A 25,481-nucleotide genomic window follows, 5' to 3' on the forward strand; every position below is an offset into this window, starting at 1 on the left:
GGTCACGTCGCGACTCCTGATTGATTGGTTTGGGGTGCGTCCACAATTGGAACGGAATTTCCGGCGGCCATTTGAAGAAGCGTGGTTTCGGTTGCCTCAGCGGCTGCGATGTCTCCCATGAGGCGACCGTCGTGGACGACAAGGATGCGGGTTGAGAGAGAGACAAGTTCGGGAAAATCGGATGACACGACGAGGATGGCCATTCCCTCGGCTGCTCGACGCAAAAGCTCCGTGTGGATTTGGAATTTGGCTCCGACGTCGACCCCTTTTGTGGGCTCCTCGATGATCAGAAGAGCTGGCGCGCGTTTGAGCCACTTGGCCAACATGATCTTTTGCTGATTGCCCCCTGACAGATCACCAACAAGTTCGTTAATCCCGCTGGTTTTGACACTGAAGGCGTCAATGGCTGCTTGGCTGGCTGCTTTGATCGAGCCCGAACGCATGAGCCCAGCAGACGAATGATCGGAAAGACTGGCCGCGATCAGGTTGTCGCTGAGTGATTGTTCCAGAAAGAGGCCTTCAGTCTTGCGTTCCTCGGGAACAAATCCGACCCCAGCACGCATCGCCTGCCGCAAGGACGCAAAGTTAACAGACTTGCCGTGAAGTCTGATCTCCCCGGTCTCGCCATGCATCAGCCCGACAATCGATCGAACGATCTCGCTGCGGCGAGCGCCCATCAACCCTGCCATCCCTACAATCTCTCCGGCTTTAATGGAGAAAGAAATATCTTCGAATTCACCTGGATGGGTTAGGTCTTGGACATGCAAAACCTCTTCGCCGTTAACCTTACCTGACCGCGTGACATCACCGGGGTGAGCGCCACCGATCATCTCGGCAACGACTTGTTCCTGAGAAGTTTCCGAAACCGGTAAAGTGCTGATGTGGTGCCCATCTCGCAAAACGGTAATGCGATCCGAGATCTGGAAAATCTCAGCCATATGGTGGCTGACATAGACGATGCCAATCCCTTTTTTTGTCAGGGACTTTAGGACATCGAATAGTGCGTCTACTTCGTCGGGTGCCAATGCCGACGTCGGTTCATCCAGCAAAAGGACGCGGGAATTCAACGACAACGCCTTGGCGATTTCAACAATCTGGCGGGAGCTGATCGGCAAGTTTTCCACGGGTGTTGAAACGTCGATATTCAGACCGAATTCCGCCAGCAACGCCTCCGCTCGACGGCGCAGTTCAGGCCAGTCAACTACACCAAACCGGGTGGGTACGCGGCCCGCGTAGATGTTTTCCGCAACAGAGAGCGCGCCAGCGAGGCTGAGCTCTTGGAAAACACAGCCGATGCCCAGGGATTGCGCATGCGACGGGCTTTCGACCCGCTGCTCCCTACCGTCGCACAGGATGCGCCCAGCAGAAGGTTGGTGAAGCCCATAAAACAGGCCGAGACAGGTGGATTTGCCAGCGCCGTTTTCCCCACAAAGCGCGTGAACTTCGCCGGGTCTCAATTCAAAGTCGACGCCATCCAAAACAATGTTCGTGCCGAAGCTTTTGCCAACCCGATCCAGCTGGATCAGTGGCTGTAGCCCCGGTGATTCAGGTTTCATTGCTGGCGTCATTCAAGCTTCCTCCCGCCTTTTGATTGGCATCTGATATCTCAGATGTCAACTGAAAAAGAAAAGACCGGGAGGTGCCCAAGAGAAAGGGGCGGCGCCGTTTTGGCCCGCCCCCGTCACAACAAAACTACGTTTTTGCTAGGATGCGGTCGCTCCTTCGAGGACGATGGCGGCGCTTTTGTAGGCTTGTCTGGTGCGGTCAATATGCGCAGTGAGAAGAGATTTGATTTTGGCCATGTCGCCTTCGCGAACGGCAATAGCGATTTTCGAATGCTCATCGAAGGAAAGCTCAGTATGCAGTGGCAGCTTCGCCAAATGGGTCCGCAATGCGGCAATCTTACCGATGTAGCGTGTATAGCTGGCCGTCAGATAATCGTTACCGGCATGTTCAAAAATCAACTGATGAAATGTGGTATCCAGTGAAAGGTAGCCCTTTTCATTGCCTCGCCCGCGTTCTTTCTCCATGTCCTTCACGACACGCTGCATGTCGTCGGCAAGACCTTCCGGGCTCCGCAACAACGCAAGTTCAAAGGCGGCAGTTTCGATAGCCTGTCTGAAATCGCAGATCTGAGTCACTTCCGGCTCAGACAGCGAAAAAACGCGTGCGCCTTTTTGAGGCTCGATACTGACCAACCCTTCGTCACGTAATTGAGCGAGTGCTTCGCGGACTGGCGATTTCGATACGCCCAGCTCTTCGGAGATTTTTCGCTCCGACAAAACCTGACCCATTTTCAGGGAGCCATCGATAATACTATTCCGCAAATGTTCCAGTGCGAGTTCACGCAAAGACTTGGGTCTCTCAAGCGCCATCTGAGGATATCTCCAAAAAAAGGTGTTGCCAGATGCAAGATATCTGATACACCAGATTAGGCAAGCTGGTATATCAGATATCAGAATGTACTTGGGAGATCAAAAAAGTGCGCGCAGAGTTGGTCGTCGATTGTAAGAACCAGCACGGGGAAGGGATTTTCTGGAATCCCGCCGATGACCTTATCTGGTGGACCGATATCGAGGGCTGCGCGCTTTGGTCATTTGATCCTGCAACGTCAGAATCCGCATCTCATGAGATGCCAGAGCGTGTGTGTTGCTTTGCACCGCGTGCGTCTGGCGGACTGATCGTTGCTTATGCGGACCGAGTTGTCTTGCTGGATTCGCCCCAGGGCGAGGAAACCCTCGTGACGCGATTCGAGCCGAACAATCCGGAGACACGGCTGAACGATGGGCGAACCGATCGCCAGGGGCGATTGATTGTTGGAGGCATGAACGAAGTTTCTGGCAAGGCCGATTCGTCGGTCATCTGCGTCGATAAGGATTTGAGTGTACAGACGATCATCGAAGGAGTGTCTTGCGCCAATTCGACTTGCTTTACGTCCGACGGTACCACGATGTTCTTTGCTGATACCCCCGCTCGGGAAGTCGTCGCATTTGATTACGACACCCGCAGTGGAACCGTTTCGAACCGTCGGCAGCATGCTTCTTTCTATGATGAGCCTGGCTTGCCTGATGGGTCCTGTGTCGATGTCGAAGGGGGCGTTTGGAACGCCGAATGGGAAGGCCATCGCGTTGTTCGCGTCGCACCTGACGGCACGATAGACCGCGTGATCGAGGTGCCGGTCTGGAAGCCCACCTGTTGCGCTTTCGGTGGCCCTGATCTCGACGCGCTGTTCATCACGACCTCAAGGCTGATGAGTGACGAAGCAGCTTTAACAAAAGAACCGGAATCCGGCGGCCTCTTTGCTGTGAAACCCGGCGTTCGTGGCGTGATCGACGCGCCATTCAAAGGATAACCAACGAAATTCTGGAGGAGAAAACTATGTTGAAAACGCTAATGAGCACTACGCTTACCGCGGGGTTCGCCACGTTGGCAACGGTCGCTCTGGCCGAAAACTATCCAGCGCCGGTTCCGCTTGAGGACGGGGCACAAGCGCCAATCGACGCGATAGAACCCAAAAACGAAACGTTCCGGATCGCGTATATGCCGCCGGCTACGGAGTTCAACTACTACATTGCCATTGGTGAAGGTATCAAAGCGGTTGCCGCTGAGGCCGGGGTGGAAGTCTTCATGCTTGCTCCCCAGTCCGGTGCGGACATCAACGGCCAAATGGGAATGATCCAGGATGTGCTGACGCAGGATGTGGATGCAATCATCTTTGGTACCCACGATGAATTTGCTGCCGCACCACTGCTGAAGCAAGCCGTCGACAAGGGCATGGCAGTTTTGATGATCAACTCGGACATCCCGAACTTCCCGACACCAATTCATGGCGTTGTCGGGTACTCCCAGCGCAACGGCACACATGCTATCGCTGATTGGGCCATTGAAACTTATGGCGATCAACCGTTGAAGGTCGGCATTATCGAAGGGCAGCCTGGCTATCACTCGACCGAACGTGTGGGCGGCTTCCTCGACGGTATCGAGGGCAACGAAAACTTCGACGTTGTGGTGTCTATTGACGGTAAATGGAACGTTGAGGGCGGCAACACTGCTGGTATGGACATCCTACAGTCGAACCCCGATCTCGACATGATCTTCGCGGCGAACGACTACATGATCATTGGGGCATCCTTTGCTGCGAAAGCACTCGGCCGCAATGATATCGTTCTTTTGGGTAATGATGGAGACACGTCTGGCCTTGAAGAGATTGCGGCTGGCAACATCACGGCAACCGTCAACACCTCACCGTTCTTAATGGGTAAAGCGGCTATGCACGCAACCATTGATGCGCTCAACGGGTCCTATCCCGGCGGCTGGATCGAAACGCCCACATCAATTGAAGACAAAGACGGTGCGATCAGCGTGCTGCAAGAGCCAGAAAAGCTCTTCCCGCAGCCGTCCAAAGAGTACTGAACTTTCTCCCCGCTTCCCGGTGGCGCGTCCGCGTGCTGCCGGGTCGCAATTCAACCGAGTTCCCCTTTTGTCGAGGCAATCGCAATGACACCCGCAACGCCACTTTGGGAATTTGTCGATATCACCAAGGCCTATCCTGGTGTATTGGCGAATGACAAAGTCTGCATCCGGCTTATGCCCGGTTCCATTCATGGGCTGCTGGGTGAAAACGGCTGTGGCAAATCGACCATGATCAAGACACTTTCCGGCGTGCAGCAACCCGATAGCGGTCAAATCCTGCACAATGGCAAGCCGGTCACGATCAGCGATCCGCAGGCGGCACGTGAGCTGGGCGTCGCAACAGTTTTTCAGGAATTCTCGATCGTGCCCACCTTGTCGGTTGGCGAAAACATCTTCCTTGGCAATATGCCTCGGTCTCGTTTTGGTGTGATCGACTGGGCCAAGGTTCACAACGAAGCCGCGCGCGTTTTAGCTGAAATGAATGTCGATGTTTCTCCCGAAACCATAACCGGATCGCTATCGGTCGGCGAGCAACAACTGGTCGAGATCGCGAAAGCGGTCGCTATGGACGCCCGCATGATCATCTTGGATGAGCCGACGGCGGCATTGGGTGAAGATGAAATCGAGCGCTTGCACCAGCTATTGCGCAATATGCGTGAGCGCGGCACCGCTATTCTCTATGTGTCGCACAGGCTAGATGAGGTTGAACGGATCGTTGATGAAGTTACGATCCTGCGCAACGGTTGTGTTGTGCGTGCAAGTGGCGAGACCAAGATCAACGTCTCTGAGATTGTCAGCGCAATGGTCGGTGAGGACATTGGTGAGCATTATCCTAAGGAGCAGAACGCGACCAAGGATATTGTGCTAGAGGCGGCGGGTCTGGCCACCAATTCGGGTGTGAAAGATGTATCGTTTTCGTTGCACCGGGGTGAAGTTCTGGGCTTGGGCGGCGTATTGGGCAGTGGCCGCACAGAAATCGCTCGCGCTCTGTTCGGGACAGACGAGCTGACGGGCGGACAGATAACACTTAACGGCAAGCCGGTTCGCTTCCGCCGCGAAATCGATGCGATCCGTGCTGGATTGGCCCTTGTTCCTGAGAACCGTAAGTTTGACGGGTTGTTCTTCAATTTCCGCGCAAGCGGGAACGTAACCGCAGCCTCCCTCGGCGGGCTTAGTCGGTTCGGCGTGTTGAATCTCAAGGCGGAAGAGCAAGCCACCCATGACCTGATCCGCGATTTGGAAATCTCGACCCAGGCCGAGGAAAAGACGGTCAACTTCTTGTCTGGTGGTAATCAGCAGAAGATCGTGATTGCACGCTGGCTGTTTTCAGCCTCGGACATCCTGATCCTTGATGAGCCAACGCAGGGGATCGATATCGGCGCTAAGATCGCTGTTTACAAGCTGATTAACAGGCTCACGCGGGAGGGGAAATCGATCATTCTGATCAGTTCAGACCACGATGAGTTGCTTGCCATGAGCGATCGGATTGCCGTCGTGCAGCACGGAACGATAATGCGCACGGTCGATGCATCCGACCTTACGCATGACGACCTTGTGCGCGCGTCCGCCGACACTCCTCAATCCAAGCCTAAGGAGGCTTTCGCATGAAGCGGATCTTTGACACCCAGTTGATCGGACCATTTGCAGCAATGGTGATCGTCGCACTGATCGTGGCACTTACGACCGAACGCTTCCTGAACCCGGGTAACCTTTCAAACCTGTCCCTACAGGTGAGCATCGTGGCCTTGATCGCAATCGGGTCTACTATCGTGATCTTCGCTGCGGGCATCGATCTGAGTTCCGGGTCTATGGTGGCTTTGCTGACCATGATCCTTGCGCAAATGTTGAAATTTGTTGGCATTCCACTGGTTCTGGCATTGCCACTCATTCTCCTCATGGGCGGATTGCTTGGTCTATTCATTGGGCTGATAACAGCCTATGGGCGTATCCCATCTTTCATCACAACATTGGCGGCGTTGATTGCCTTCAGGGGCCTTGCCCTGACCTTCAACAATGGGTCTCCGATCTTCTCGCTGGATCCGGCGCTGGAGCCAATCTTTTACGGCAAGCTGTTCGGCGTTCCGATGCCTTTCTTCTACCTCGTGTTCTTCTACGTCCTTGCCGCGTTCACTATGAACTTCACGAAACTCGGCCGCGAGATCTATGCCGTGGGTGGTAACCCATCCGCTGCCGTTCTGACGGGTATCAACGTACGTAAAGTTCAGACGACGACATTTGTCATCGCGGGTTTTATGACTGCGGTTGGTGCGATCCTGATGTCAGCGCGCCTCAACTCTGGTTCGCCCAACTATGGCCAGACGCTGGAACTGCAGGCCATTGCCGCTGCTGTTGTTGGCGGAGCCAGCCTTGCAGGCGGCCGCGGCAACATCCTCGCCACGCTGATGGGGGCGATGACAATCGTTATCGTCCAGAATGGTTTGAACCTAAACGCTGCGCCATCTTCGGTTCAGAACATCGTGTTGGGCCTGATCATTCTGTTGGCCGTTGGCATAGACATGTGGCGCGCGGAAATTTCGGGCTTGATGGGTCGAATGTTCGGCCGCCCTTCATCACAGCAGTCATCTAACGTTAAGAAGGAGGCCTGAGATGGATCTGGGGCTCAAAAATAAGCTGGTCCTGGTGACTGGCTCAGGTTCCGGCATCGGCAAAGCCACTGCCCGGGTCTATCTGGAAGAAGGCGCGCGGGTCATCGTGCATGGCCTGACCGAGGCGGAGGTGTCCGACTGCGTCGATGACCTGTCATCTCTGGGTGACGTTGAAGGCATTGCGGCCGATCTAACCAAGACGTCTGATGCGGAAACTCTGGCGGAGTTTGCGCGAGCGCGCGGGGCGGTGGATGTTCTTGTTAACAATGTCGGCATCTTCTCGGTTAAGCCGTTCGAGGATCTCACGGATGACGACTGGATGCACTATTTCAACATCAATGTCCTGTCCGCCGTTCGGATGAGCCGAATTTTCCTGCCTGACATGCTTGGCCGCGATAAGGGATCTATCATCAACATGGCCAGCGAAGCGGCAGTGAAGCCACTACCTCAGATGGTGCATTATTCTGTCACTAAAACTGCCATGTTAGGTCTGACACGTGGCATGGCAGAATTGACAAAGGGGACAAAAGTCCGGGTTAACTCGATCCTGCCTGGTCCAACCTGGACCGAAGGTGTCGAAGCCTATTTTGACGGCCTCGCCGATCAAAAGGGTGAGCCGCTCGACACGATCGTGGGCAATTACTTCAAATCAGATGAACCCACATCGCTCATACAGCGCTTTGTCCAACCAGACGAAGTCGCCCGCATGATCGTCACGATCTCTGCAAGTACAGCCTCCAATGGTTCTGCGCATCGGATCGAAGGCGGCATAGTTCGTAACATTCTTTAACTTCTAACTGGAGGAGCCCTACATGGCCGCTCTCACTTTCTCTCACATTGGCATCACAGTTCCCGACCTCGAAAAAGCCGTGGAGTTCTATTCCAAGGCATTCGGCCTGTACGTGCTGATGGAACCAACTGAAATCCTGCATGACGAAAGCGCCATCGGTCAGATGTGCGACGATGTATTTGGGGAAGGCTGGGGAAGCTTCCGCATCGCACATTTGTCGATGGGCGACGGTGTTGGCATCGAATTGTTTGAGTTCCCGAAGACCGTCGAAGAAGAACGCCCGTTTGAATATTGGCGGCGTGGCTTGTTTCATTTCTGCGTACAGGACGAGGATCTGGAAGGCCGCATCAAGGTTATCGAAGACCTGGGCGGGCGCCAGCGCATGAGCCAAGTGCGCAAGTATTACCCAGGTGAAAAGCCTTATCGCATGGTCTATATGGAAGACCCGTTTGGCAACATCTTCGAGCTCTATAGCCACTCGTACGAATTGACCTATTCGGCGGGTGCCTATGACTGATCGCGCCGACTTTTCCCCCAGAACGGACAAACCTAAGGTCGTGATAACCGATTACGACTTTGGTGATGTTGCCGTTGAGACGGAAATTCTGGAAGCCGCCGGAGCCGAGGTGATTGCGCTTCAGGCCAAACGCCAGGAAGACCTGTTTGATGTCGCGCCGCATTGCTCAGCGATGATGAATCAATATGCCCGGATCGGGAAGGAAACGATTGCGCGGATGCGAAACTGCGAGGTCATCGCGCGTTATGGCGTGGGCGTAGATATCGTGGATGTCGGCACGGCAACGGAAAAAGGCATCCTCGTTACCAACGTGCAAAACTATTGCACGGAGGAAGTCGCCGATCACGCGATTGCTCTTTGGCTGACCCTGGCGCGCAAGTTGCCCGACTATGATCGGGCCACTCATGCAGGGGTCTGGAAGTGGCAAAGCGGGCAGCCGGTCTACCGGTTGCGCGGGCGGACGATGGGTGTCGTCTCGCTGGGAAAAATAGGGCAAGCCATCGTAACGCGGGCGCAATCTTTCGGAGTTACGGTCATCGCCTACGATCCGTATTTGCCAAGAGAAGTCGCGGCAAAGATTGGGGTCGAGCTGGTGAGCAAGCCTGAATTGCTGGCAAGGTCCGACTATATCCTGATGCAGGCGCCGATGACGCCGAACACGCACCACTTTTTGTCGGATGCCGAATTCTCGGTCATGAAACCCGGTGCGATACTCGTGAACACTGGACGCGGACCAACGGTCGACAACAAAGCCCTGTTCCGGGCGCTGACCGAAGGCCATCTGGCTGCTGCAGGGCTCGACGACCCCGAAGAAGAGCCGGCCAAGCGCGCCAACTGGACACCTGATGACAACCCGCTGTTCACACTGCCCAACGTCCTCGTAACGCCGCATGCCGCCTACTATTCCGAGGAATCCATACACGCAGCGCGGGTTACCGCGGCCACGCAAGTGGCCAAGGTTCTGACAGGACAAAACCCCGACTACACAGTCAATGCCGAGGCATTGGCCGTATCTACCGCATAACAGGAGACAAGAATGCCAGACGTCAGCACAGACCTTAGGGTTTTCAATGATTTTGAAAGAAACCCGGAACTTCTCAAAAAATTCGACAAGGTGTTGGAGGCGTATTCTGCTGCTGCCATTTTTGCGGATGTGCAGTACCGAACAGGCGTGATGGACAGCGCCATCAAGCCCGCTTTCCGCGCCAAGGTGACAGGCCAGGCCGTGACGGTTCAGCTTTCAAAAGGCGATCTGGTCGACCCATTGCGAGCGCTTGAAATGGGACAACCCGGGGACGTGATCGTTGTGGACGCGGGTGGTGATCGTCAAACGTCAGTCTGCGGCGGTTTAATGGGTGGTCTGGCCAAGAATCGTGGCATTCGTGGTATGATCGTAGATGGCACCGGCCGTGACACAGATGAGTTGGAAGACATCAACTGGCCAATATGGACGCGCGCGATCACGCCGCGCGGAACGCACACGATGTTCTCGGAACGTAAAGAAGAACTTTCGATCAATGTGCCAATCGCCTGTGGGGGCGTCGTCGTAAACCCCGGTGATTTCATTGTAGCTGATCTTATGGGCGTCGTCGTGGTTCCACAGGAAATTGCCGAGGAAACCGTGCGCCTTGCTCAAGAGCAAGCTGACCGTGAGGAGGAAACCCGTAAATGGGTGGCCCAAGGCAAAACCGTTGAGGATCTGCTGAATGAATTCGGTCGCATCTGAGCCAGCGCTGATCGGCGTAGATTGGGGCACTTCATCGTTCCGTGCATTTCTAATTGGCGCGGAGGGCGAGGTGATCGAAGGGGTCTCGTCGCCTGAAGGTATCATGCAGGTTGCGGGGCAAACCTTTGACGCGGTCCTTGATCGTCTCATCGGCCCTTGGGTCGCAAAAGCTAACCTGCCGATCCTGGCATCTGGCATGATCACCAGCCGCAATGGCTGGGTAGAAACGCAATATGCCGAAATGCCTCTGGGTGCTGGCGGTCTTGCGCGAGCGTTGGTCCCGCACGAAGCGGCCAACGGAGCGCGTATTCATTTTGTGACAGGTGCTTCAACGGAACATGCCGGTGGACCTGACGTAATGCGCGGCGAGGAGACCCAGATCATCGGGGCATCTTCACTAGGCTTGAGCGAAGGTGTGTTCGTGATGCCGGGAACGCACAGCAAATGGGTTCAGGTTGCGGATGGGAAGATCGTGGATTTCTCGACCTACATGACCGGCGAGATTTTTTCGGCGCTGAAAGAACACACAATCCTTGGCACCTTGATGAAGGAGGACGTCTTCAGCGAAGACGCATTCGTGATGGGCGTCGAAGCGGGCCTCAGTGGTGAGTCGAACCTGCTGCACAGCCTGTTTCATGTTCGGACGCTTCCTCTCATGGGAAAAATCTCAAAGGTAGCTACGGCCGACTACTTGTCGGGCTTGTTGATCGGGACGGAGGTTGCTGCCGCGATCGGCGAATTAGAAGACGTTGGTTCGATCACAGTTGTTGGACGTAGCGATTTGTCCGACCGATACGAAATAGCGCTTCGAACTGCTGGTTTCGACAGCCGTCGCGCGCCTGATGATATCGTTGCGAAAGGGCATTTTCTGATTGCTCGCGCTGCGGGGTTGGTCGGATGATTGACCTCACTGCAGCTCTGGCTGAGAACCCGCTGATTGCGATTTTGCGGGGGCTGGCACCAGAAAATGCGCGCCCGGTATCTGATGTACTCTTCGATACCGGGTTTCGGATAATCGAAGTGCCGCTCAACTCACCGGACCCGCTGGAATCGATTACACAGATTGTTGCGAAACATGGTGCTCAAGCCATCGTTGGCGCTGGTACAGTGTTATCTGCGGATCAGGTCGCGGCGGTTGCAGATGCAGGCGGGCGGATCATTGTGTCGCCCAATATGAACCGAGATGTCGGGCGCGCGGCTGTCGCCCGTGATCTGTATTGGTGTCCAGGTGTCATGACCCCCTCCGAGGCCTTTATGGCATTGGATATCGGGGCATCGGTCCTTAAATTCTTTCCGGCGGAAATGGTGCCACCAGCTGCTATTGCGGCCATGCGCGCCGTATTGCCTGCAGACGCAGTGATCGCTGCTGTAGGGGGCATAACGCCAGACACGGTGGCGTCGTATCATGCCGCAGGTGCGGATGGATATGGGCTGGGCTCTGCACTTTTCAAACCGAGCTATACATTGGATGATATCGGCAAGCGCGCGCGCGCCTTCACCAGTGTATTGGAGGAACTTGGATGAAACAGGCCCTTGTAACGGGCGGTACGCGAGGGATCGGTGCGGGTGTTGCGCGGTCGTTGGCGGATGCAGGTTGGTCCGTCATTGCTGCATCCGCCTCCCAATCCGAATTGGATGCATTCGAGCCTCGAGACGGGATAAAGGTGCAGATCTTGGATGTCACCGACCAAGCTTCAATCAATGATGTATTCAGTGGACTCACGGGTCTGAATGCTTTGGTGAACTGCGCAGGTATTCTTCAGCGTGGCGAAGAATACGACATCGACGTATTCGCCAAGGTGCTCGATGTGAACCTGACCGGCACCATGCGCTGCTGTCTCGCCGCGCATCCTTTCTTAGCGGAAACAGGTGGGGCTATCGTCAATACGGCCTCTATGCTCAGCACTTTTGGTGGACCGTTGGTGCCGGCCTATTCCGCTTCCAAGGGCGGCGTGGCACAATTGACGAAGGCACTGGCAGGCCGCTGGGCCGAAGACGGTATCCGGGTCAATGCCATCGCGCCGGGCTGGATCGAGACAGAGATGACCCAGGGCCTTCGGGAAGACCCTGAACGAACAGCGGGGATCATGGCGCGTACGCCCATGAAACGCTGGGGGAAACCCGAAGAAGTCGGTACGCTTGTGCAATGGCTTTTGAGTGAAAACGCCAGCTTTGTGACCGGGTCGGTCTATCCGGTCGATGGCGGCTATCTCGCTATGTGAGGAAAATCAATGAATGACCATGACACCGCCCGAATGCCCTATCAGTTGCCTTTCCCCAAGGATGCGCAAGACGAGATCGTGATCCCGAATGCCATGAGCGAGGACGACAGACTGTGGGTTCCGCAGGCAGAGAACGTCTGGTTCCGACCGCTCTGCCTGAACCGCTCGCAAGGTTATTGGATGAACCTTCTCAAAGTGCGCAAAGCTGGTGTTCTTTCGCGGCACCGCCATCCCCAGCCAGTCCATGGCTTCGTTTTGAAAGGGCGCTGGCATTATCTGGAACATGATTGGGTTGCAGAAGAAGGAGGATATGTCTTTGAGCCGCCGGGTGAGACTCATACTTTGGTCGTTCCCGACGATGTCGAAGAGATGGTTACCTATTTCCAGGTCAATGGCGTGATGTGCTATGTTGATCCGTGGGGCAAGGTCACTGGCTACGAAGATGTCTTTACTAAGATTGATCTGTGCCGAAAACATTTCGCGGAAGTCGGTCTTGGAGAAGATTACGTTGAACAATTCATCAGGTGATGCGCCGCGTTTCGCGCTCGTGGCCCATGATGCTCGAAAGGACGAAATCGTTGAATGGGTGGGTCTGCAATTGGCCCGCCTGTCCAGAGTACAAATCTTTTCGACAGGGACCACCGGCAGTCGCATTAAGCAAGCCTATCCAGAACTGGACGTGACCAGCCTGAAAAGTGGACCACTCGGAGGCGACCAACAGATCGGCGCTATGATCTGTGAAGAGAAACTGGATGCACTGGTTTTCTTTGTCGACCCTCTGTCGCCTATGCCACACGACGTCGACGTTAAGGCTCTGACCCGTCTCGCGACGGTATATGATCTGCCAATGGCATGTTCGCGCTCAACTGCGGATCTGATCGTGAAGGGACTGATTGACGGGGGTGACAACACGCTTCTCTGATACCCCGGACGCCGCAAGCGCCGATCAGTCAGTTATCAGAAGGTGCTCTCCCAGATTGCCGAGGTTTTCGCTGCCAAGCTGGCTCATGTTGGCCTCTATGTCAGCTTTTAGGATGTGAACGAGATGGTCGATCCCTCGTGCTCCGAACGCTGCAACGGCATATTGAAAGGCGCGTCCGACCATGACGAAATCTGCACCTTTCGCCAGGGCACGCATGATGTCCAATCCCCAGGCAACGCCAGAGTCGTAGATCAGTGGCACATTTGTTCCGACCGCCTCGCGGATGTTCGGGAGTTGGTCAATCACGGCGGGCCCGGCTTCGAATTGACGCCCGGAGTGGTTTGAGACCCAGATGCAATCCACGCCCTCGGCCACCATTTTTTGCGCGTCTTCCGGCCGCAGGACACCCTTGACGATCAAGTGACCCTCCCATTCCTGCCGTAGTTCGCGCAGGTAGTCCCAATCTGGAATCCCACGGATCAGAGCGCCTGCATGGGTAAAACTTTCTCGCCCGCGCGTGGGGACGTAATCGTCAAAGAACCGCATACGTGGCATGATGCCCTCGCGCAAATGCGCAAGGCACCAGGCGGGTCGTGACGCCATTTCAGTCAGCGTGCGCAGGTCAGCTTTTGGAGGCACGGTCAGGTTGGCGCGGCGTTGTCGTTCGCGCCGGCTTTCTTCTGGTACGTCCACCGTGATGATCAGCGTATGAAATCCCGCTGCCTTAATCCTGGGCAGCATCGCGCGGCGCAAATCGCTGGAGTTCACCGGGTAATGCTGAAACCATCCGTTTTTGCCAATGTAAGGTGCCACATCTTCCGGTGAAGCAACCGCCACGCTCGACAGCGAAAACGGAATGTTGTGAGCAACCGCTGCCTTTGCAAGCATCCGTTCTGCTCCCGCCCACATTAGGCCGGACATGCCTACCGGTGCTATCCCGAATGGCAGATCGTAAGTTTGACCCATCAATGTAGTCTGCAGGTCGGCCTTTGTTCGGCCGCATAGTACACGCGGCATGAATCCGATGGCATCAAGTGCGTCCCGGTTGACCTTCAACCCCAGCTCCCGGCCAGTCGCGCTGTCGAGGTATTCGAAAGCAAACTTCGGAATGCGCTTTTGCGCGGTTTGCCGAAGGTCTTCTATCGACGGGTGGGATAGGTCCAAATCCATCCGGGTCCTCTGGTTTTATCGTCTAATGTTTGTAGGCCCTCGGCCGGTCACCAAAGGGACGGCAAGGCCAAGGAAATTGCGGGCACATAGGTGATGAACATCAACAAGATCAGCATGCCTACAAAGAATGGCAGGATCGCCCGGCTGAGGCTTTCGATGGAAACCTTCGAAATGCTGCTAGCCACGAACAGGTTTACTCCCAAAGGTGGTGTGCAAAACCCAATGGCCAAGTTGACCGTCAAGATGACACCAAAAACAATCGGATCGACACCCAGCGCGGTTGCAACCGGCAGCAGGATAGGTGTCATGATGATGATCGACGAAATCGTCTCCATGAACATTCCGATCACCAACAACAGCAGATTGATCAGCAACAAGATGATGATGGGGTTGTCGGACAGGCTGGTGATCGTTGTTGCGAGTTCTGTCGGGATTCTTGCGAGTGTGATCAGCCTGCCAAAGGCGGTCGCCATGATCACCAATATCAGAATAGTCCCGCTGGTCTTTGCACTGCCCGCCAATACCTCTGGCAGGTCCTTGAGGGAGATGTCTCCATAAACAAAGATCCCGATGAAGGCGGCATAAACCACTGCCACGGCTCCGGCTTCGGTAGGGGTGAAGATACCGCTGTAGATGCCCCCAAGGATAATCACAGGCACCAGTAGCGCCCAGATAGAAGAGCGGAAACTCTGCCAGACACCCGGACCTGAGAACGTAATCGTCGATTGGTGTACAACCTCGTCCTTTCGCAGCAGAACCCTAGCAACCAACATGAACATGAGGGCAAAAAGGATGCCAGGAACGACGCCTGCAAGAAACAGTTTGCCGATCGAAACCTCGGCAGTAACACCATAGATGATGAAGGGAATGCTTGGCGGGATCATTACACCGATCATTCCTGAGGATGCTGTCAATGCGCCGCTGAATTTGCGCGTATAGCCGACCTTTTCCATCTCTGGGATCATGTTCGACCCGATGGCGGCTACGGTCGCAGGAGATGAGCCGGATATGGCGGCAAAGAACACACAGGCGAGAACGTTCACATAAGCCAGCCCACCCCGGATATGACCAATCAGCGCATTGGCGAACCCAACCAGTCTACGAGACATTCCGCCGTGCTGCATCAGGTCGCCTGCCAAAATGAACAGAGGGACGGCAATTAGAGGAAACGAGTCCGCGCCTGTTACCACCGACCGTGCCAGAAGAACCATAGGTGGCGTGCCATCCACAAAGACCATCACGAACATAGTGGCTAAGCCCAAACAGATGCCAATTGGCACGCTGGAGAGCAACAGGGCAAAGAGCGTCAAGAAAAGCGTTGTCGCAAGCATGCCGGGTTCCTCACGCTTTGGTTCCTGCGATCAGACGCAGGGTTCGGATTAGATGTTGAGTGACGCGGATCGCAGACAGGCCCGCGCCAATCGGCGCCGAAGCATAAAAGATCGGAATTGGTAGTCCCAAAACGACCGACGTCTGGCTGGCCACAAAAGGCTGTCGGATAAGCTTGATGCATTCAATTGTCAGAACGACCAGAAATCCAAGGACAAGAAGCGCGATCACAACATCCGCGTAAAGCCGTGCCCGCTCGCTTAGGACATCACGCAGGACCGTGATCCGCACATGATCGCCAGTGTGGAAAGCATAGCTGACGCCAAGCCAGACAAACCATACAAATAGCCAAAGCGTTAGCTCTTCGCCCCATGAAAGAGAGGCATTCAGAATGTAGCGCATGAACACATTGCCAAAGATCAATAAGACAATCGCGGTCAAAAGTGCACTGGCTAAGACCTTTTCGGCATTCATATCGATCCATTTGATAACCGACACCGTTCACCTCCCGTTGAACGAAAGGGGCACCCGAACCTTCATTGCACGGGTGCCCGTATTGGCTGAGTAGTCCGAGGGTCAGCTTCCGCTCGCTGCGGAAACCGCTGCTACCCAGTCGTCATAGGCTTCGGCGCCAACCTCGTCGCGATACTGCAGACGGACGCTTTCGGTTTTGTCGGCAAAGGCCTGTCGCTGCTCTGCTGTCAGTTCCAGAACCTCGACACCAGCGGCCCGGATTTGTTCCAGCTGTGCTGCATCTTCGCTGGCGACCAACTCGGCCTGATAGTTACGTGCGGCAGCCATCGAGTCCCGCACCAGTTGCTGATGCTCTACGGACAGCGAGTCAAAGAACGGTTTGGAGATGACGGGCATATAGACGGCAAAGACATGGCCCGTGGTCGAAAGGTATTTCTGCACCTCGTAGAAACGCTGTGAGGTAATGATCGCCAGTGGGTTTTCCTGGCCGTCGATCACGCCTTGCTGGAGAGCAGAATAGACCTCACCAAAGTTCATTGGCGTCGGGTTGGCCCCGAGCGTTTCGAATGTCGCCACATGCGCCGGAACCTTCATGGTACGCAGTTTGACACCCTCGAGGTCTGCAGGGGTTGCAACCGGACGGACATTGTTGGTCACATTGCGTACACCCAATTCAAGCCAGCCAAGACCTACCAATCCCTGGTTTTCGACCCGTGCAAGCATGCCATCACCAGCATCACCATCAAGAACATCAAAGGCTATGTCTTTGGAGGAATACATGTAGGGCAGTTCAATTACTGCAAAAGCCGGATCCCAGCCCGCGAAGAAAGAGGAAGGAGGAATTGCCATTTCCAGAACGCCGGTTTGAACACCTTCGATCATCTCGCGATCAGGGCCCATCTGCGATGAAGGGAATATCTGTACGTCGATCTCACCATTCGAGCCAGCTTCGACCAGTTCTTCAAATTTCAGTAGTGCGCGATGCATATGAAACGCTTCTGCTGCGCCATGCCCAACCTTAATGACTGTTTCAGCGGATGCTGCAAAAGCAAGCCCGGCTGACATGACGACGCCAAGCGCCAATGTTGATTTCTTGAACAAGGTATCCTCCCATGGATTTAGTTATTTTCGATCTATTATCTGAGATATCAGATATAATATAGAAATCAAGCTCACATGTGGTATTGTGTTAGAGAGACGAAATAGGACAAAGTGAAAATGACCGAGATCTTGCAGATTAAGCGACCGGATTCGTTGAGTAAAACTGCTGAAGAGCACATACGAAAAGGCATTATCAATGGCACGTTTCAATTGGGTGAATCGTTGCCGGAAGTGAAGCTGTCAAATGCCATGGGCATTAGCAAAACTCCGATTCGCGAAGCTCTGTCAGCTTTGAATCTTCAGGGGCTCGTTCAGATATTTCCTCATCGAGGAGCCTTTGTATTCTCCCTTTCTCAAGAGGACGTGGTGCAGCTTTGTCAGTATAGGCTCATCCTAGAATCTGCAGCTTTGGAGCAGGCGCTTGAAAAGAACCCGTCGGTTCTGATCAATGAGCTGGCTACAATTGTTTCGAAGATGTCAGAAGCGCAGGAAGCGGATGAATTCGAGCAGTACTTGGAACTTGACGCCGAGTTTCACGACGCGTTTTTCAGGTCCTGCGGAAACAGTTACCTGCGGGATGGATATCAAAAAGTCAGTGATATCGTCCAAACTATGCGGACGCATCTGTCTAAGCGTTCCGATCGAACGACGAAATCATTTAAGGAACATCAAGCGATCACATCGCTACTCGGCGAGGGTAAAGTAAAAGCAGCAGTGAACACGCTCAAACGGCAAATTACTCGCGGTGAGCGATCTTATTCTGATTTGGTTGGTCTGAAGCAAGCATAGGCGTCCTGCCATCTGGGTCTTGTCAGATTAACTTTGCTTGAGCGGGGCAGAGCGGTTGCGTAGCTTTTGTCCATGACCAAACCTTCTTTTTTCAGATACTTTAAACCCAGTCCCGAGATCATCCGCATTGCTGTAATGCTGTACATCCGTTTCCCACTATCGCTTCGGAATGTGAAAGCTCTGAAAGATGACCAGGTGGATGCCCTTAGGCGTCCGATTTGGGCTCAACGCAGTCACCTGACGTATTTACTCAGATGACCGAAAAGCGGCCTTGAGCGGACGTTCACCCCCTAAAACTCGGAGTTTCGAATAGGAACGACCGCTATAACCAAAAGCGGTCGCTCTCCTAAATCTTGGCAACGACCGGCTTGCGGACAGAGCAGCCCAAAGAAATCCGAAGGTGCCCTGACTCAACCCTCAACCACGTATGGTTCTTTTCGAACGTTCGGTTCGATGGGTGTACCGTCGTTCTCAGCTGCATGCCGTTCGTAAAAAGGGAAGCCTGGCGGCACAATGGTTCCGGGCCGCGCTTCGGACAGAAATATGTGCTTGCTGTTTTCTGGAGTCACCGAAATGGATGTGGGTCTGTCAAGGGTGCCAACATAAATTCCCAGACGGTCCGGCCAACGCTCAAAGGTCAAAGCCAACTTTGTCCCACATTCGGAGCAGAAATGGACATTTATGTCTTTACCGCTTCCATCTGAAGGAAGCGTGTAAATTGACGGGTTTCCATGAGTAAAACTGAAGGGTTCGTGTTCGAATATCGGCTCGATCATCTTATCAGAGCCTGTGGCGCGCTGGCAGAACCGACAGTAACAAATGGTAACCCACAAAGGTTCACCCCCTGTGTTGTACTCTACGTTCCCACAAAGACAGCGGCCTGTTTGCCCATTGGTCATGTACGATTGAATCCTTCGACAGAGTTATCCTTTAAATCCAACGCTACCTGATCGCGGCAGGGACATAAACGTTTGTCGACTGGCTCCTTTGGGCTCACAGCAGCCATTCGCTGCGTAGCGGTGCCCACAGGCTGGAACAACGGCAGGTTTGGGCTCAAGGCAGTCATCTGAGTCTTTCAGTCAGATGACGGCTTAGGAACGGAAAGCGGTCATTGTTGGTGGTCATTCCGAGAAATTTCGCCCGAAGGTCTGCATTGAACGACAGCGGACGTTCGCTGAAATCTGCTGCACGTCTGCCAAGCGGACAAAGCTGCCGATAAGTCAGTTTGTTGGGATGTGTGAAAACGGCCCAAAGGAGACATCCAGTGCACCCCTCGGATGCTGCTGCTGCCTGCGTTCCTGCCGTTCGCTGCGCAAGCGAAATCTGGGCTTTGGTGAACTCACGGTAAGCTGACTTTGCCGTCTTTCGATCTGGAGCCTTCGCTAAAGCAGCACTTGCTCGCGGTCGCGGCATACTTATTGTTGCGTCGCGGCAAGTGTCACCAATCAGGTCATTCGCAGCCGTTGTATTTGCGTTAACGGGAACCGTACCTTCGCCGCGGCTCGGTCGGACGAGCAAGACGCGGGATATGGCAAGTATTGAAACATTGGTTTTTGCTTCGTGTTTGAACTGATTAGAAACGAGACGCCAATTTTGTGTCTTCTTGCTGTTAAGCTTTTTTGACAAGCATAATCTTGTTTTTCCGATACGGGACTTTACGCTACTGCCGAACCCGATAGCCGGAAGCAATGATCCGGTTAATGAGAAAGGCGACGGCCTGGTGCATATCCTTTTCATCGTTATTGCCGACCGCTGCTTCGTGGGCAGCAGCTGCGTCACGCAGAACTCCCACAATTTCATGTTCGGGCAGGAGCTCACGATCTTTGATTGCAAGCAAAAGCGCTTCACAAATTGAGAGTGCGGCCATTCCTGAGTGGTCTTGCCGGTCAGCCATGGTAGACGTCCTTTTTTAACAGGCGTCCAAGCAAGGAAGCGCCACAATGAATTGCATCATACTGGTATAGATTGCTGTATACTTAACTGATCGAAAGCAGTCTTGGCGTCGGATAGTTTCGCGGGCTGCTCATCGATGAAGGAAGAACACTTGCGCACTATCAAAAACAGTCCACTCACCCGAAAGCTTTCAAACTTCGTCGCTCTGACTGAGGTTGAACTTGCGGCATTGGCACGCCTGCACAAGCGTCGCAGAACCTTTGAAGCCGGACGTGACCTTGTGCATCAAGGGCAATCAGAGCAGGCTGCCTACATTCTGGCCTCGGGCTGGGTTTGTTCCTACAAAACCCAGACTGACGGGTCGCGTCAGATCGTCGATTTCCAAATACCGGGTGACTTTCTGGGCTTGCGAAGCGTTCTGCTGCACACCTCGGATCACAGCATAGAACCAATCATGGAAATCCAAGCCATTGAAGTAGTAGTGGATGATCTCCTGGAAGCATTTGCGCAAACGCCCCGGCTGGCGACAGCAATTCTTTGGGCGGTCTCTCGAGATGAAGCGATGGTGGTTGAGCACCTGGTCAACATAGGACGGCGAGATGCGGGTGAGCGCATGGCGCATTTTCTATTGGAACTTGGTGTGAGGCTGACTCAGATCGGGATGGCAAGCAAGACGGGATACGCCTGCCCACTGACACAATACCACCTTGCCGATGCACTGGGACTGAGTGCCGTACATGTTAATCGTGTCCTACGGCAACTGCGGGAGAAGGGGCTGGTTACTTTTCAATCCGGGCAAGTGGTATTTGATGATTATGAAGGACTGGTGACGTTGGCCGGTTTTGACCCCACTTATCTGGATCAGGCCGGGCCACTGTTGAAGCAATAAGTTCACCCCTACAGCGATGCCGGGATTTTGATGATCGTTGCCTGTTAGAGACGGAATTCGCTTCGGCAGATTTGGGATTTCACTGAAAAAGAAGCGCAAGATAAATACAGTCCGATTGCGGTACTGGATTTCCTGCGCTTCTCAATTACTCGTTAAGAACACGCCAGCAAATATCCCGCCAACACACATCACGTTGCCGGAATCCAAACATCGTTGCACTGACGCAGGTTAGTCAATTTTTGGCAGTGTGCCTGATCCTCGGGCACCAAATGCATTTGAGATTCCAATAAAATCTCAGGTCATTGGCCGCCGACTAACACCGATCAGCGCGCGCCTGCCATTTGCACATTATTCTAAATTACAACGCCAGTACTACCGCGGCGCTTACGAGCGTGTACCGCGGCAGACTGCGCGGGGAAGATCCAACAAACTAAATGGAGGACAAAGGTGAGCACAAGATCGTCCAGTTCTTTGGTGACGTTTTCAAATCCGTTCTCTTTGTCCGGCTACCCGGATGTACTTCCTGCAGGCGAGTATGAAGTAGTTGTCGAAGAAGAGCTACTGCAGGGCCTGAGTTTCGAAGCATATCGCAGAACCGGAACCTACCTGACAGTTCGGGGCAAAGGCAGCAAGCCAGGCCGCACGGAAATGCGCCCAATTGACCCAGAAGATTTTGAACTGGCGCTTAAGCACGACCAGACCTTGGCCACATCTAACAATGACAGCGATGCGGCGCTTTCCCCGCAGGAGGAATAGATTATGAACACGCCCGAATGGCTTAAACCCGGAATCTACGGTGCTCTGATCGGCGGGGTTTTCGTAGGCGTCGTTGGATTTTCATGGGGTGGATGGATGACCGGCGGTAGCGCGGACAAGATGGCCAACGCCATGTCCCGCGACAATGTAATCGCTGCGTTGGTTCCGGTCTGCGTCGACATGGCGAGAACTGACGCCCAACGCGCCGAAAAAATAACGACGATCAAAGAGGCTTCTTCTTTCAAGCAGAAGGATGCCGTCATGGCGGCTGGCTGGGCAACGGTGCCGGGATCCCAAACTCCTAACAAAGACCTGGCGCAGGCCTGTATCGAGGGGCTGAACCTGGATGGATCGTAACTCAATCACTCAACATTCGGACAACGCCGTTTGCATCAGGGCAAATCGAAAAAATCAGTACCGGTTTTGCGCTCACTTAATGGCTGCGTTGTTTGTAGTCGTCTTCAGCAGTTTGGCGGGCTCCTTTATCTCATCAAGTCCCGCATCGGCCGAAACAAATTCGATCCCGGATAACGCGGCTCCCAAAAAGTATGGCGACGGTTGGGAATGCGATTTGTCCTATCGGTTGAAAGGCGAAGAATGCGTGGCCATTGTCGTGCCGGGAAATGCCTACCCCACAAACAGAACCTATGGCTCAGGGTGGGCATGTATGCATGGCTTTGTTGAAGTTGGCGGCACCTCATGCACTGAAGTGATTGTGCCTGAGGGTGGATATCTCGATCCATCAGGTGAGAGGTGGCGGTGCCTGCGTGGATACACAAGAGTAGACGATAGCTGCCAGAAAATCGTGGTGCCGGATAATGCTTACCTGACGAATAGCACTTATGGATCTGCATGGCGTTGCAACCGTGGCTACGAAAAAGACGGAGAAGCATGCGTGGCAGTAGCGGTGCCGGAAAACGCTTTTCTGAACGCATCAACCAGCGGGCGTCCCTGGACGTGCGAGCGTGGGTATTTTGAGCGCGACGGACGGTGCGATGCCGTGTTTGTGCCTGAAAATGCTTTCTACGATGACGCGATCCATGGAGTTGGATGGAAATGCGAACGTGGCTACGAGGCGTCCGGTGATCGCTGCAATGCAATCGAGCTACCGGCAAATGCCCATATCGACCGATCCGGCAATGGGTGGCAATGCCACAAAAACTATCATAGATCAGAAGGGCTGTGTGTTCTGAACCAGTGAGAATTCAGACAGAAAGCCCACTTTCCCAAACTTCACAATTTTTGCCCGTCCTTACCAAGGACGCGCGTTTCACACTCTAAAAAGGAACAAATATGAAACCCGTACCCATTGCGTCGGATGCCAAGCAGTTCATTGCCAGCGATGCGCAAAAGCTGGCGCCTGAACAAGCAGTTTTTCCAGAGCTTCACCGCAAGACACTCGTGACAGATACACCGACTGCAATTGTGTATTGCGAAGGAAACTTCGCAAAGATCGATGGCAAGACGGCTAATGGTCTCGTTCGACATTCACAGGCCTATCGCGTTCTTTCGGTGATCGACAGCACGTATGGCGGTTGTGACAGTGGCAAAGTGCTTGATAATTTCGCAAATCAGGTTCCCATCTTCGATGATCTTGATGCCGCCGTCGCTAATGAAGCTACGATCCCTGACACTTTTATTTACGGAATGGCGCCGGCCAGCGGCAGAATGTCCCTTGAGGATCGCGAAGTTGTTGTGGATGCGATAACGCTCGGAATGAACATCGTCAGCGGGCTGCATGAATTTCTTAGCGATGACAAGGAGCTCGCCGGATTTGCCAAAATTCACGATGTCACGATACGCGACATTCGCAAGCCGCGGCCAAATCCCGACCTGCGCCTGTTAGATGGCAGTATTGGAGACGTCCAGGCGATCCGCATCGCGGTGTTCGGCACCGATTGTGCAATTGGAAAGCGTACAACCGCGACAATCCTGACAGGCGCACTTAACGCGCATGGGATCCAAACAGTTTTGGTCGGCACCGGCCAAACTGGTTTGATGCAGGGCGCCAAGTATGGTGTCGCGATGGATTCGGTGCCGCCGCAATTTTGTTGTGGCGAACTTGAGCGCGCTGTCGTTGCGGCATCCGAGGGTGAGCACCCGGATGTAATAGTGATCGAGGGCCAGGGCGCGCTAAGCCATCCGGCTTTTTGCACATCAGCCTTCATTCTGCGAGGCAGTCAGCCACATGCAGTTATTCTTCAACACGCGCCTAAACGAAAACGTCGATGTGATTTCCCCAACATGACTATGCCCGACCCTTGCGATGAAATCACCCTGATCGAGGCTTTTGCGAACACAGAGGTAATTGGTATGACGATCAACCATGAAGGAATGAATGATGTTGAGATTTCAAAGGCCATCACAGACTACAACTGCAAATTGTATCTCCCGGTCACTGACGCATTGAACCGTCCTCCAAAAAACTTGGTGAATATGGTTCTATCTGCCTTTCCGCGCTTGCAACCCGTACGTGTTACGACGATTGAATGAGCAAGCTGCGTATCGACGTTGATCTGGACAAAATTCGGTACAACACACGGTTCCTGGTAGACCACCTTAGACCCCGCGGAATATCGGTGACAGGTGTGACAAAAGCCGTTTGCGGTCATCCTGAGATTGCGAATGCTATGCTTGAAGGTGGCGTGACAGGGCTGGCGGACGCGCGGATTAGCAATATCATGCGTATGCGCGATGCTGGAATCTCGTGCTCCATATCCTTGATCCGAACGCCCATGCTGAGCCAGGTCGCGCAAGTCCTTGATAACTGCGATGTCAGCTTCAACACTGAGATGGACATTATCGCCAGCCTGGCCATCGAGGCGCTGGGGAAGAACATTACTCACAATATTATCCTGATGGTGGAAATGGGGGATATGCGGGATGGCATCTTGCCTGAACACCTTGAAAGCACTGTGTCTCAAATTCTTAGAATGGAAGGAATTTCTCTGAAGGGGATTGGCGCAAATTTTGCCTGTCTGGGTCATGTGGCACCCTCTGCAGGAGCAATGGAATTGCTTTCGTCGCTTTCCGCCGACACCAAACTTGCAAGTGGACCCGCTCTGGAAACAGTGTCAGGCGGCGGCTCTGCCAGTTTGCCATGGGCGCTTGGCAAGGGGGCGACCGGAAAGATCAACAACCTGCGTCTGGGTGAGGCCATCCTGCTGGGTACCGATCCCGTTTCGGGATACGCGATCGACGGGCTTTACACAGATGTTTTTACGCTTTGGGCGGAAGTGATCGAAACGAAGACCAAGTCAAATCCAAATCCCTTGCAAATGAATTATCCTATACCTTCAATGCAGTGTGTGACTTTAGACAGTCCTTCGAATACTCGGTCGATCCTTGCGATCGGACTCCAGGACACTGATGCGGCGGGTCTAATATTCCCTGCTGGCGTCACGTTCGTCGGAGCCACCAGTGATCATATCGTTGTAGAAAACACCAATTGGCTGCTTCGCCCTGGTGGCGAGGTGAAGCTGAGAATGAAGTATAGCGCGCTCTCGCGCGGCATGGCTGCACCCGATGTAGCAAAAGTCTTCCATGGTGATAGCGCTTTGGTTGACTGCAACGCAGCGAACACTGATCGCCCATACTCGAATCGAAAATAGCGCGCCAAGGTGCCGCCGCCTCGGTTCTGCTTCAGCCATCCGTCTTATTCTACGGCTTTACGTAGTAAATGAGGCACCCAATCCCTATATTGGACGTAGCCGCATTCACTTTTCACACCCTATCTGGGCTCGTGGGTGTTGCGGACAATCAAAGGATCAAAATGATGTCTTTCAAAGACCTGACGACCAGAGCGGCTGCCGCACTGAAGGAAAACGATGCGGACGCGCCGAAAAAAGAAGTTACGTCTGAAGCGCCTGACGTCGTCCCCGAAA

28 protein-coding genes and 1 pseudogene are annotated in these 25,481 nt (G+C 54.0%); 21 read left to right on the forward strand and 8 right to left on the reverse strand.

The window, feature by feature from the left end; all coding sequences use genetic code 11:
* Positions 1 to 2: 2 nt before the first annotated feature.
* Together GS630_RS11925 and GS630_RS11930 are read right to left on the reverse strand one after the other, a co-directional pair.
* A complete protein-coding gene (locus GS630_RS11925; protein WP_253740669.1) occupies positions 3 to 1,556 on the reverse strand; it encodes a sugar ABC transporter ATP-binding protein in 1,554 nt (517 codons plus the stop codon).
* A 147-nt stretch (positions 1,557 to 1,703) separates the two neighbouring features.
* Entirely contained in the window at positions 1,704 to 2,375 is a 672-nt protein-coding gene (locus GS630_RS11930; protein WP_170614890.1) for a GntR family transcriptional regulator, read from the reverse strand.
* A gap of 107 nt (positions 2,376 to 2,482) precedes the next feature.
* On the opposite strand from GS630_RS11930, the gene GS630_RS11935 reads away from it, so the two are divergent.
* The 13 genes from GS630_RS11935 to GS630_RS11995 all read left to right on the forward strand — a co-directional run bounded on the left by GS630_RS11935 (position 2,483) and on the right by GS630_RS11995 (position 13,196).
* Entirely contained in the window at positions 2,483 to 3,352 is an 870-nt protein-coding gene (locus GS630_RS11935; RefSeq protein WP_170614889.1) for an SMP-30/gluconolactonase/LRE family protein, read from the forward strand.
* A 26-nt stretch (positions 3,353 to 3,378) separates the two neighbouring features.
* Positions 3,379 to 4,413 (forward strand): sugar ABC transporter substrate-binding protein, encoded by a 1,035-nt coding sequence (locus tag GS630_RS11940; protein WP_170614888.1) that lies wholly within the window; start codon positions 3,379 to 3,381, stop codon positions 4,411 to 4,413.
* 84 nt (positions 4,414 to 4,497) lie between these two features.
* The gene (locus tag GS630_RS11945) at positions 4,498 to 6,021 is read left to right on the forward strand and encodes a sugar ABC transporter ATP-binding protein (protein ID WP_170614887.1); all 1,524 of its coding nucleotides are present in this window, start codon (positions 4,498 to 4,500) and stop codon (positions 6,019 to 6,021) included.
* Positions 6,018 to 7,019, forward strand: coding sequence for an ABC transporter permease (locus GS630_RS11950; protein ID WP_170614886.1), 1,002 nt, complete (start codon positions 6,018 to 6,020; stop codon positions 7,017 to 7,019). The genes GS630_RS11945 and GS630_RS11950 overlap by 4 nt, the downstream gene beginning before the upstream one ends.
* A gap of 1 nt (position 7,020) precedes the next feature.
* Entirely contained in the window at positions 7,021 to 7,809 is a 789-nt protein-coding gene (locus GS630_RS11955) for an SDR family NAD(P)-dependent oxidoreductase (RefSeq protein WP_170614885.1), read from the forward strand.
* 22 nt (positions 7,810 to 7,831) lie between these two features.
* On the forward strand, positions 7,832 to 8,326 hold the full coding sequence (locus GS630_RS11960) for a lactoylglutathione lyase family protein (protein ID WP_108861949.1): 495 nt from the start codon (positions 7,832 to 7,834) through the stop codon (positions 8,324 to 8,326).
* A complete protein-coding gene (locus GS630_RS11965; protein ID WP_170614884.1) occupies positions 8,319 to 9,350 on the forward strand; it encodes a C-terminal binding protein in 1,032 nt (343 codons plus the stop codon). The genes GS630_RS11960 and GS630_RS11965 overlap by 8 nt, the downstream gene beginning before the upstream one ends.
* 12 nt (positions 9,351 to 9,362) lie before the next feature.
* Positions 9,363 to 10,052 (forward strand): RraA family protein, encoded by a 690-nt coding sequence (locus GS630_RS11970; protein ID WP_108861947.1) that lies wholly within the window; start codon positions 9,363 to 9,365, stop codon positions 10,050 to 10,052.
* Positions 10,033 to 10,953, forward strand: coding sequence for a 2-dehydro-3-deoxygalactonokinase (locus GS630_RS11975; protein ID WP_170614883.1), 921 nt, complete (start codon positions 10,033 to 10,035; stop codon positions 10,951 to 10,953). Before GS630_RS11970 ends, GS630_RS11975 begins: the two co-directional genes overlap by 20 nt.
* Positions 10,950 to 11,576 carry a 2-dehydro-3-deoxy-6-phosphogalactonate aldolase gene (locus tag GS630_RS11980; RefSeq protein ID WP_170614882.1) on the forward strand — a complete coding sequence of 209 codons (627 nt, stop codon included), beginning with the start codon at positions 10,950 to 10,952 and terminating at the stop codon, positions 11,574 to 11,576. Before GS630_RS11975 ends, GS630_RS11980 begins: the two co-directional genes overlap by 4 nt.
* On the forward strand, positions 11,573 to 12,274 hold the full coding sequence (locus GS630_RS11985; RefSeq protein WP_170614881.1) for an SDR family NAD(P)-dependent oxidoreductase: 702 nt from the start codon (positions 11,573 to 11,575) through the stop codon (positions 12,272 to 12,274). Before GS630_RS11980 ends, GS630_RS11985 begins: the two co-directional genes overlap by 4 nt.
* Before the next feature lie 9 nt (positions 12,275 to 12,283).
* The gene (locus tag GS630_RS11990; protein ID WP_170357704.1) at positions 12,284 to 12,802 is read left to right on the forward strand and encodes a 2,4'-dihydroxyacetophenone dioxygenase family protein; all 519 of its coding nucleotides are present in this window, start codon (positions 12,284 to 12,286) and stop codon (positions 12,800 to 12,802) included.
* Positions 12,783 to 13,196 carry a methylglyoxal synthase gene (locus tag GS630_RS11995; RefSeq protein ID WP_170614880.1) on the forward strand — a complete coding sequence of 138 codons (414 nt, stop codon included), beginning with the start codon at positions 12,783 to 12,785 and terminating at the stop codon, positions 13,194 to 13,196. Before GS630_RS11990 ends, GS630_RS11995 begins: the two co-directional genes overlap by 20 nt.
* Positions 13,197 to 13,220: 24 nt before the next feature.
* Here the strand turns inward: GS630_RS11995 and GS630_RS12000 are convergent, their stop codons facing one another.
* The 4 genes from GS630_RS12000 to GS630_RS12015 form a co-directional block, all read right to left on the reverse strand.
* Positions 13,221 to 14,366, reverse strand: coding sequence for an alpha-hydroxy acid oxidase (locus tag GS630_RS12000; protein ID WP_170614879.1), 1,146 nt, complete (start codon positions 14,364 to 14,366; stop codon positions 13,221 to 13,223).
* Positions 14,367 to 14,413: 47 nt separating this feature from the next.
* Positions 14,414 to 15,697 carry a TRAP transporter large permease gene (locus tag GS630_RS12005; RefSeq protein WP_170614878.1) on the reverse strand — a complete coding sequence of 428 codons (1,284 nt, stop codon included), beginning with the start codon at positions 15,695 to 15,697 and terminating at the stop codon, positions 14,414 to 14,416.
* Positions 15,698 to 15,707: 10 nt separating this feature from the next.
* Positions 15,708 to 16,193, reverse strand: a complete 486-nt coding sequence (locus GS630_RS12010) for a TRAP transporter small permease (RefSeq protein ID WP_170614877.1) — start codon at positions 16,191 to 16,193, stop codon at positions 15,708 to 15,710.
* A 78-nt stretch (positions 16,194 to 16,271) separates the two neighbouring features.
* The gene (locus GS630_RS12015) at positions 16,272 to 17,270 is read right to left on the reverse strand and encodes a TRAP transporter substrate-binding protein (RefSeq protein WP_170614876.1); all 999 of its coding nucleotides are present in this window, start codon (positions 17,268 to 17,270) and stop codon (positions 16,272 to 16,274) included.
* 117 nt (positions 17,271 to 17,387) lie between these two features.
* Between GS630_RS12015 and GS630_RS12020 the strand changes: the two genes are divergently transcribed.
* A complete protein-coding gene (locus GS630_RS12020; protein WP_170614875.1) occupies positions 17,388 to 18,059 on the forward strand; it encodes a GntR family transcriptional regulator in 672 nt (223 codons plus the stop codon).
* A gap of 72 nt (positions 18,060 to 18,131) precedes the next feature.
* Positions 18,132 to 18,242 (forward strand): annotated as a pseudogene (locus tag GS630_RS22390) (IS6 family transposase); the annotation flags it as partial.
* A gap of 227 nt (positions 18,243 to 18,469) precedes the next feature.
* On the opposite strand, the gene GS630_RS12025 reads toward GS630_RS22390, so the two are convergent.
* A complete protein-coding gene (locus GS630_RS12025; protein WP_170614874.1) occupies positions 18,470 to 18,958 on the reverse strand; it encodes a GFA family protein in 489 nt (162 codons plus the stop codon).
* A gap of 761 nt (positions 18,959 to 19,719) precedes the next feature.
* Positions 19,720 to 19,953: a hypothetical protein gene (locus GS630_RS12030; protein WP_170614873.1), complete on the reverse strand. Its 234-nt coding sequence runs from the start codon at positions 19,951 to 19,953 to the stop codon at positions 19,720 to 19,722.
* 135 nt (positions 19,954 to 20,088) lie between these two features.
* Between GS630_RS12030 and GS630_RS12035 the strand changes: the two genes are divergently transcribed.
* From GS630_RS12035 to GS630_RS12060, 6 genes are all read left to right on the forward strand, one after another.
* Positions 20,089 to 20,841 carry a Crp/Fnr family transcriptional regulator gene (locus GS630_RS12035; RefSeq protein ID WP_170614872.1) on the forward strand — a complete coding sequence of 251 codons (753 nt, stop codon included), beginning with the start codon at positions 20,089 to 20,091 and terminating at the stop codon, positions 20,839 to 20,841.
* 447 nt (positions 20,842 to 21,288) lie between these two features.
* Entirely contained in the window at positions 21,289 to 21,597 is a 309-nt protein-coding gene (locus GS630_RS12040) for a hypothetical protein (RefSeq protein ID WP_170329073.1), read from the forward strand.
* A gap of 3 nt (positions 21,598 to 21,600) precedes the next feature.
* Positions 21,601 to 21,954: a hypothetical protein gene (locus GS630_RS12045; RefSeq protein WP_170329075.1), complete on the forward strand. Its 354-nt coding sequence runs from the start codon at positions 21,601 to 21,603 to the stop codon at positions 21,952 to 21,954.
* Positions 21,955 to 22,264: 310 nt separating this feature from the next.
* Positions 22,265 to 22,798: a hypothetical protein gene (locus tag GS630_RS22395; protein WP_253740673.1), complete on the forward strand. Its 534-nt coding sequence runs from the start codon at positions 22,265 to 22,267 to the stop codon at positions 22,796 to 22,798.
* 92 nt (positions 22,799 to 22,890) lie between these two features.
* Complete coding sequence (locus tag GS630_RS12055) at positions 22,891 to 24,090, forward strand: DUF1611 domain-containing protein (RefSeq protein ID WP_170614871.1); 1,200 nt, start codon at positions 22,891 to 22,893, stop codon at positions 24,088 to 24,090.
* Positions 24,087 to 25,208 (forward strand): alanine/ornithine racemase family PLP-dependent enzyme, encoded by a 1,122-nt coding sequence (locus GS630_RS12060; RefSeq protein WP_170614870.1) that lies wholly within the window; start codon positions 24,087 to 24,089, stop codon positions 25,206 to 25,208. The genes GS630_RS12055 and GS630_RS12060 overlap by 4 nt, the downstream gene beginning before the upstream one ends.
* Positions 25,209 to 25,481: the final 273 nt, after the last annotated feature.

The sequence above is a fragment of the Ruegeria sp. HKCCD7303 genome, from assembly GCF_013111185.1.
In the GTDB taxonomy this organism is placed as follows: Bacteria; Pseudomonadota; Alphaproteobacteria; order Rhodobacterales; family Rhodobacteraceae; genus Ruegeria.

Excerpts from the sequence above, each read along its gene's own strand:
- GS630_RS11925 (WP_253740669.1), bottom strand. The coding sequence starts at position 1,556 with ATGAAACCTGAATCACCGGGGCTACAGCCACTGATCCAGCTGGATCGG.
- GS630_RS11930 (WP_170614890.1), bottom strand. The coding sequence starts at position 2,375 with ATGGCGCTTGAGAGACCCAAGTCTTTGCGTGAACTCGCACTGGAACAT.
- GS630_RS11940 (WP_170614888.1), top strand. The coding sequence starts at position 3,379 with ATGTTGAAAACGCTAATGAGCACTACGCTTACCGCGGGGTTCGCCACG.
- GS630_RS11945 (WP_170614887.1), top strand. The coding sequence starts at position 4,498 with ATGACACCCGCAACGCCACTTTGGGAATTTGTCGATATCACCAAGGCC.
- GS630_RS11950 (WP_170614886.1), top strand. The coding sequence starts at position 6,018 with ATGAAGCGGATCTTTGACACCCAGTTGATCGGACCATTTGCAGCAATG.
- GS630_RS11955 (WP_170614885.1), top strand. The coding sequence starts at position 7,021 with ATGGATCTGGGGCTCAAAAATAAGCTGGTCCTGGTGACTGGCTCAGGT.
- GS630_RS11960 (WP_108861949.1), top strand. The coding sequence starts at position 7,832 with ATGGCCGCTCTCACTTTCTCTCACATTGGCATCACAGTTCCCGACCTC.
- GS630_RS11965 (WP_170614884.1), top strand. The coding sequence starts at position 8,319 with ATGACTGATCGCGCCGACTTTTCCCCCAGAACGGACAAACCTAAGGTC.
- GS630_RS11970 (WP_108861947.1), top strand. The coding sequence starts at position 9,363 with ATGCCAGACGTCAGCACAGACCTTAGGGTTTTCAATGATTTTGAAAGA.
- GS630_RS11975 (WP_170614883.1), top strand. The coding sequence starts at position 10,033 with ATGAATTCGGTCGCATCTGAGCCAGCGCTGATCGGCGTAGATTGGGGC.
- GS630_RS11980 (WP_170614882.1), top strand. The coding sequence starts at position 10,950 with ATGATTGACCTCACTGCAGCTCTGGCTGAGAACCCGCTGATTGCGATT.
- GS630_RS11985 (WP_170614881.1), top strand. The coding sequence starts at position 11,573 with ATGAAACAGGCCCTTGTAACGGGCGGTACGCGAGGGATCGGTGCGGGT.
- GS630_RS11990 (WP_170357704.1), top strand. The coding sequence starts at position 12,284 with ATGAATGACCATGACACCGCCCGAATGCCCTATCAGTTGCCTTTCCCC.
- GS630_RS12000 (WP_170614879.1), bottom strand. The coding sequence starts at position 14,366 with ATGGATTTGGACCTATCCCACCCGTCGATAGAAGACCTTCGGCAAACC.
- GS630_RS12005 (WP_170614878.1), bottom strand. The coding sequence starts at position 15,697 with ATGCTTGCGACAACGCTTTTCTTGACGCTCTTTGCCCTGTTGCTCTCC.
- GS630_RS12020 (WP_170614875.1), top strand. The coding sequence starts at position 17,388 with ATGACCGAGATCTTGCAGATTAAGCGACCGGATTCGTTGAGTAAAACT.
- GS630_RS12025 (WP_170614874.1), bottom strand. The coding sequence starts at position 18,958 with ATGACCAATGGGCAAACAGGCCGCTGTCTTTGTGGGAACGTAGAGTAC.
- GS630_RS12030 (WP_170614873.1), bottom strand. The coding sequence starts at position 19,953 with ATGGCTGACCGGCAAGACCACTCAGGAATGGCCGCACTCTCAATTTGT.
- GS630_RS12035 (WP_170614872.1), top strand. The coding sequence starts at position 20,089 with ATGAAGGAAGAACACTTGCGCACTATCAAAAACAGTCCACTCACCCGA.
- GS630_RS12045 (WP_170329075.1), top strand. The coding sequence starts at position 21,601 with ATGAACACGCCCGAATGGCTTAAACCCGGAATCTACGGTGCTCTGATC.
- GS630_RS22395 (WP_253740673.1), top strand. The coding sequence starts at position 22,265 with ATGCATGGCTTTGTTGAAGTTGGCGGCACCTCATGCACTGAAGTGATT.
- GS630_RS12055 (WP_170614871.1), top strand. The coding sequence starts at position 22,891 with ATGAAACCCGTACCCATTGCGTCGGATGCCAAGCAGTTCATTGCCAGC.
- GS630_RS12060 (WP_170614870.1), top strand. The coding sequence starts at position 24,087 with ATGAGCAAGCTGCGTATCGACGTTGATCTGGACAAAATTCGGTACAAC.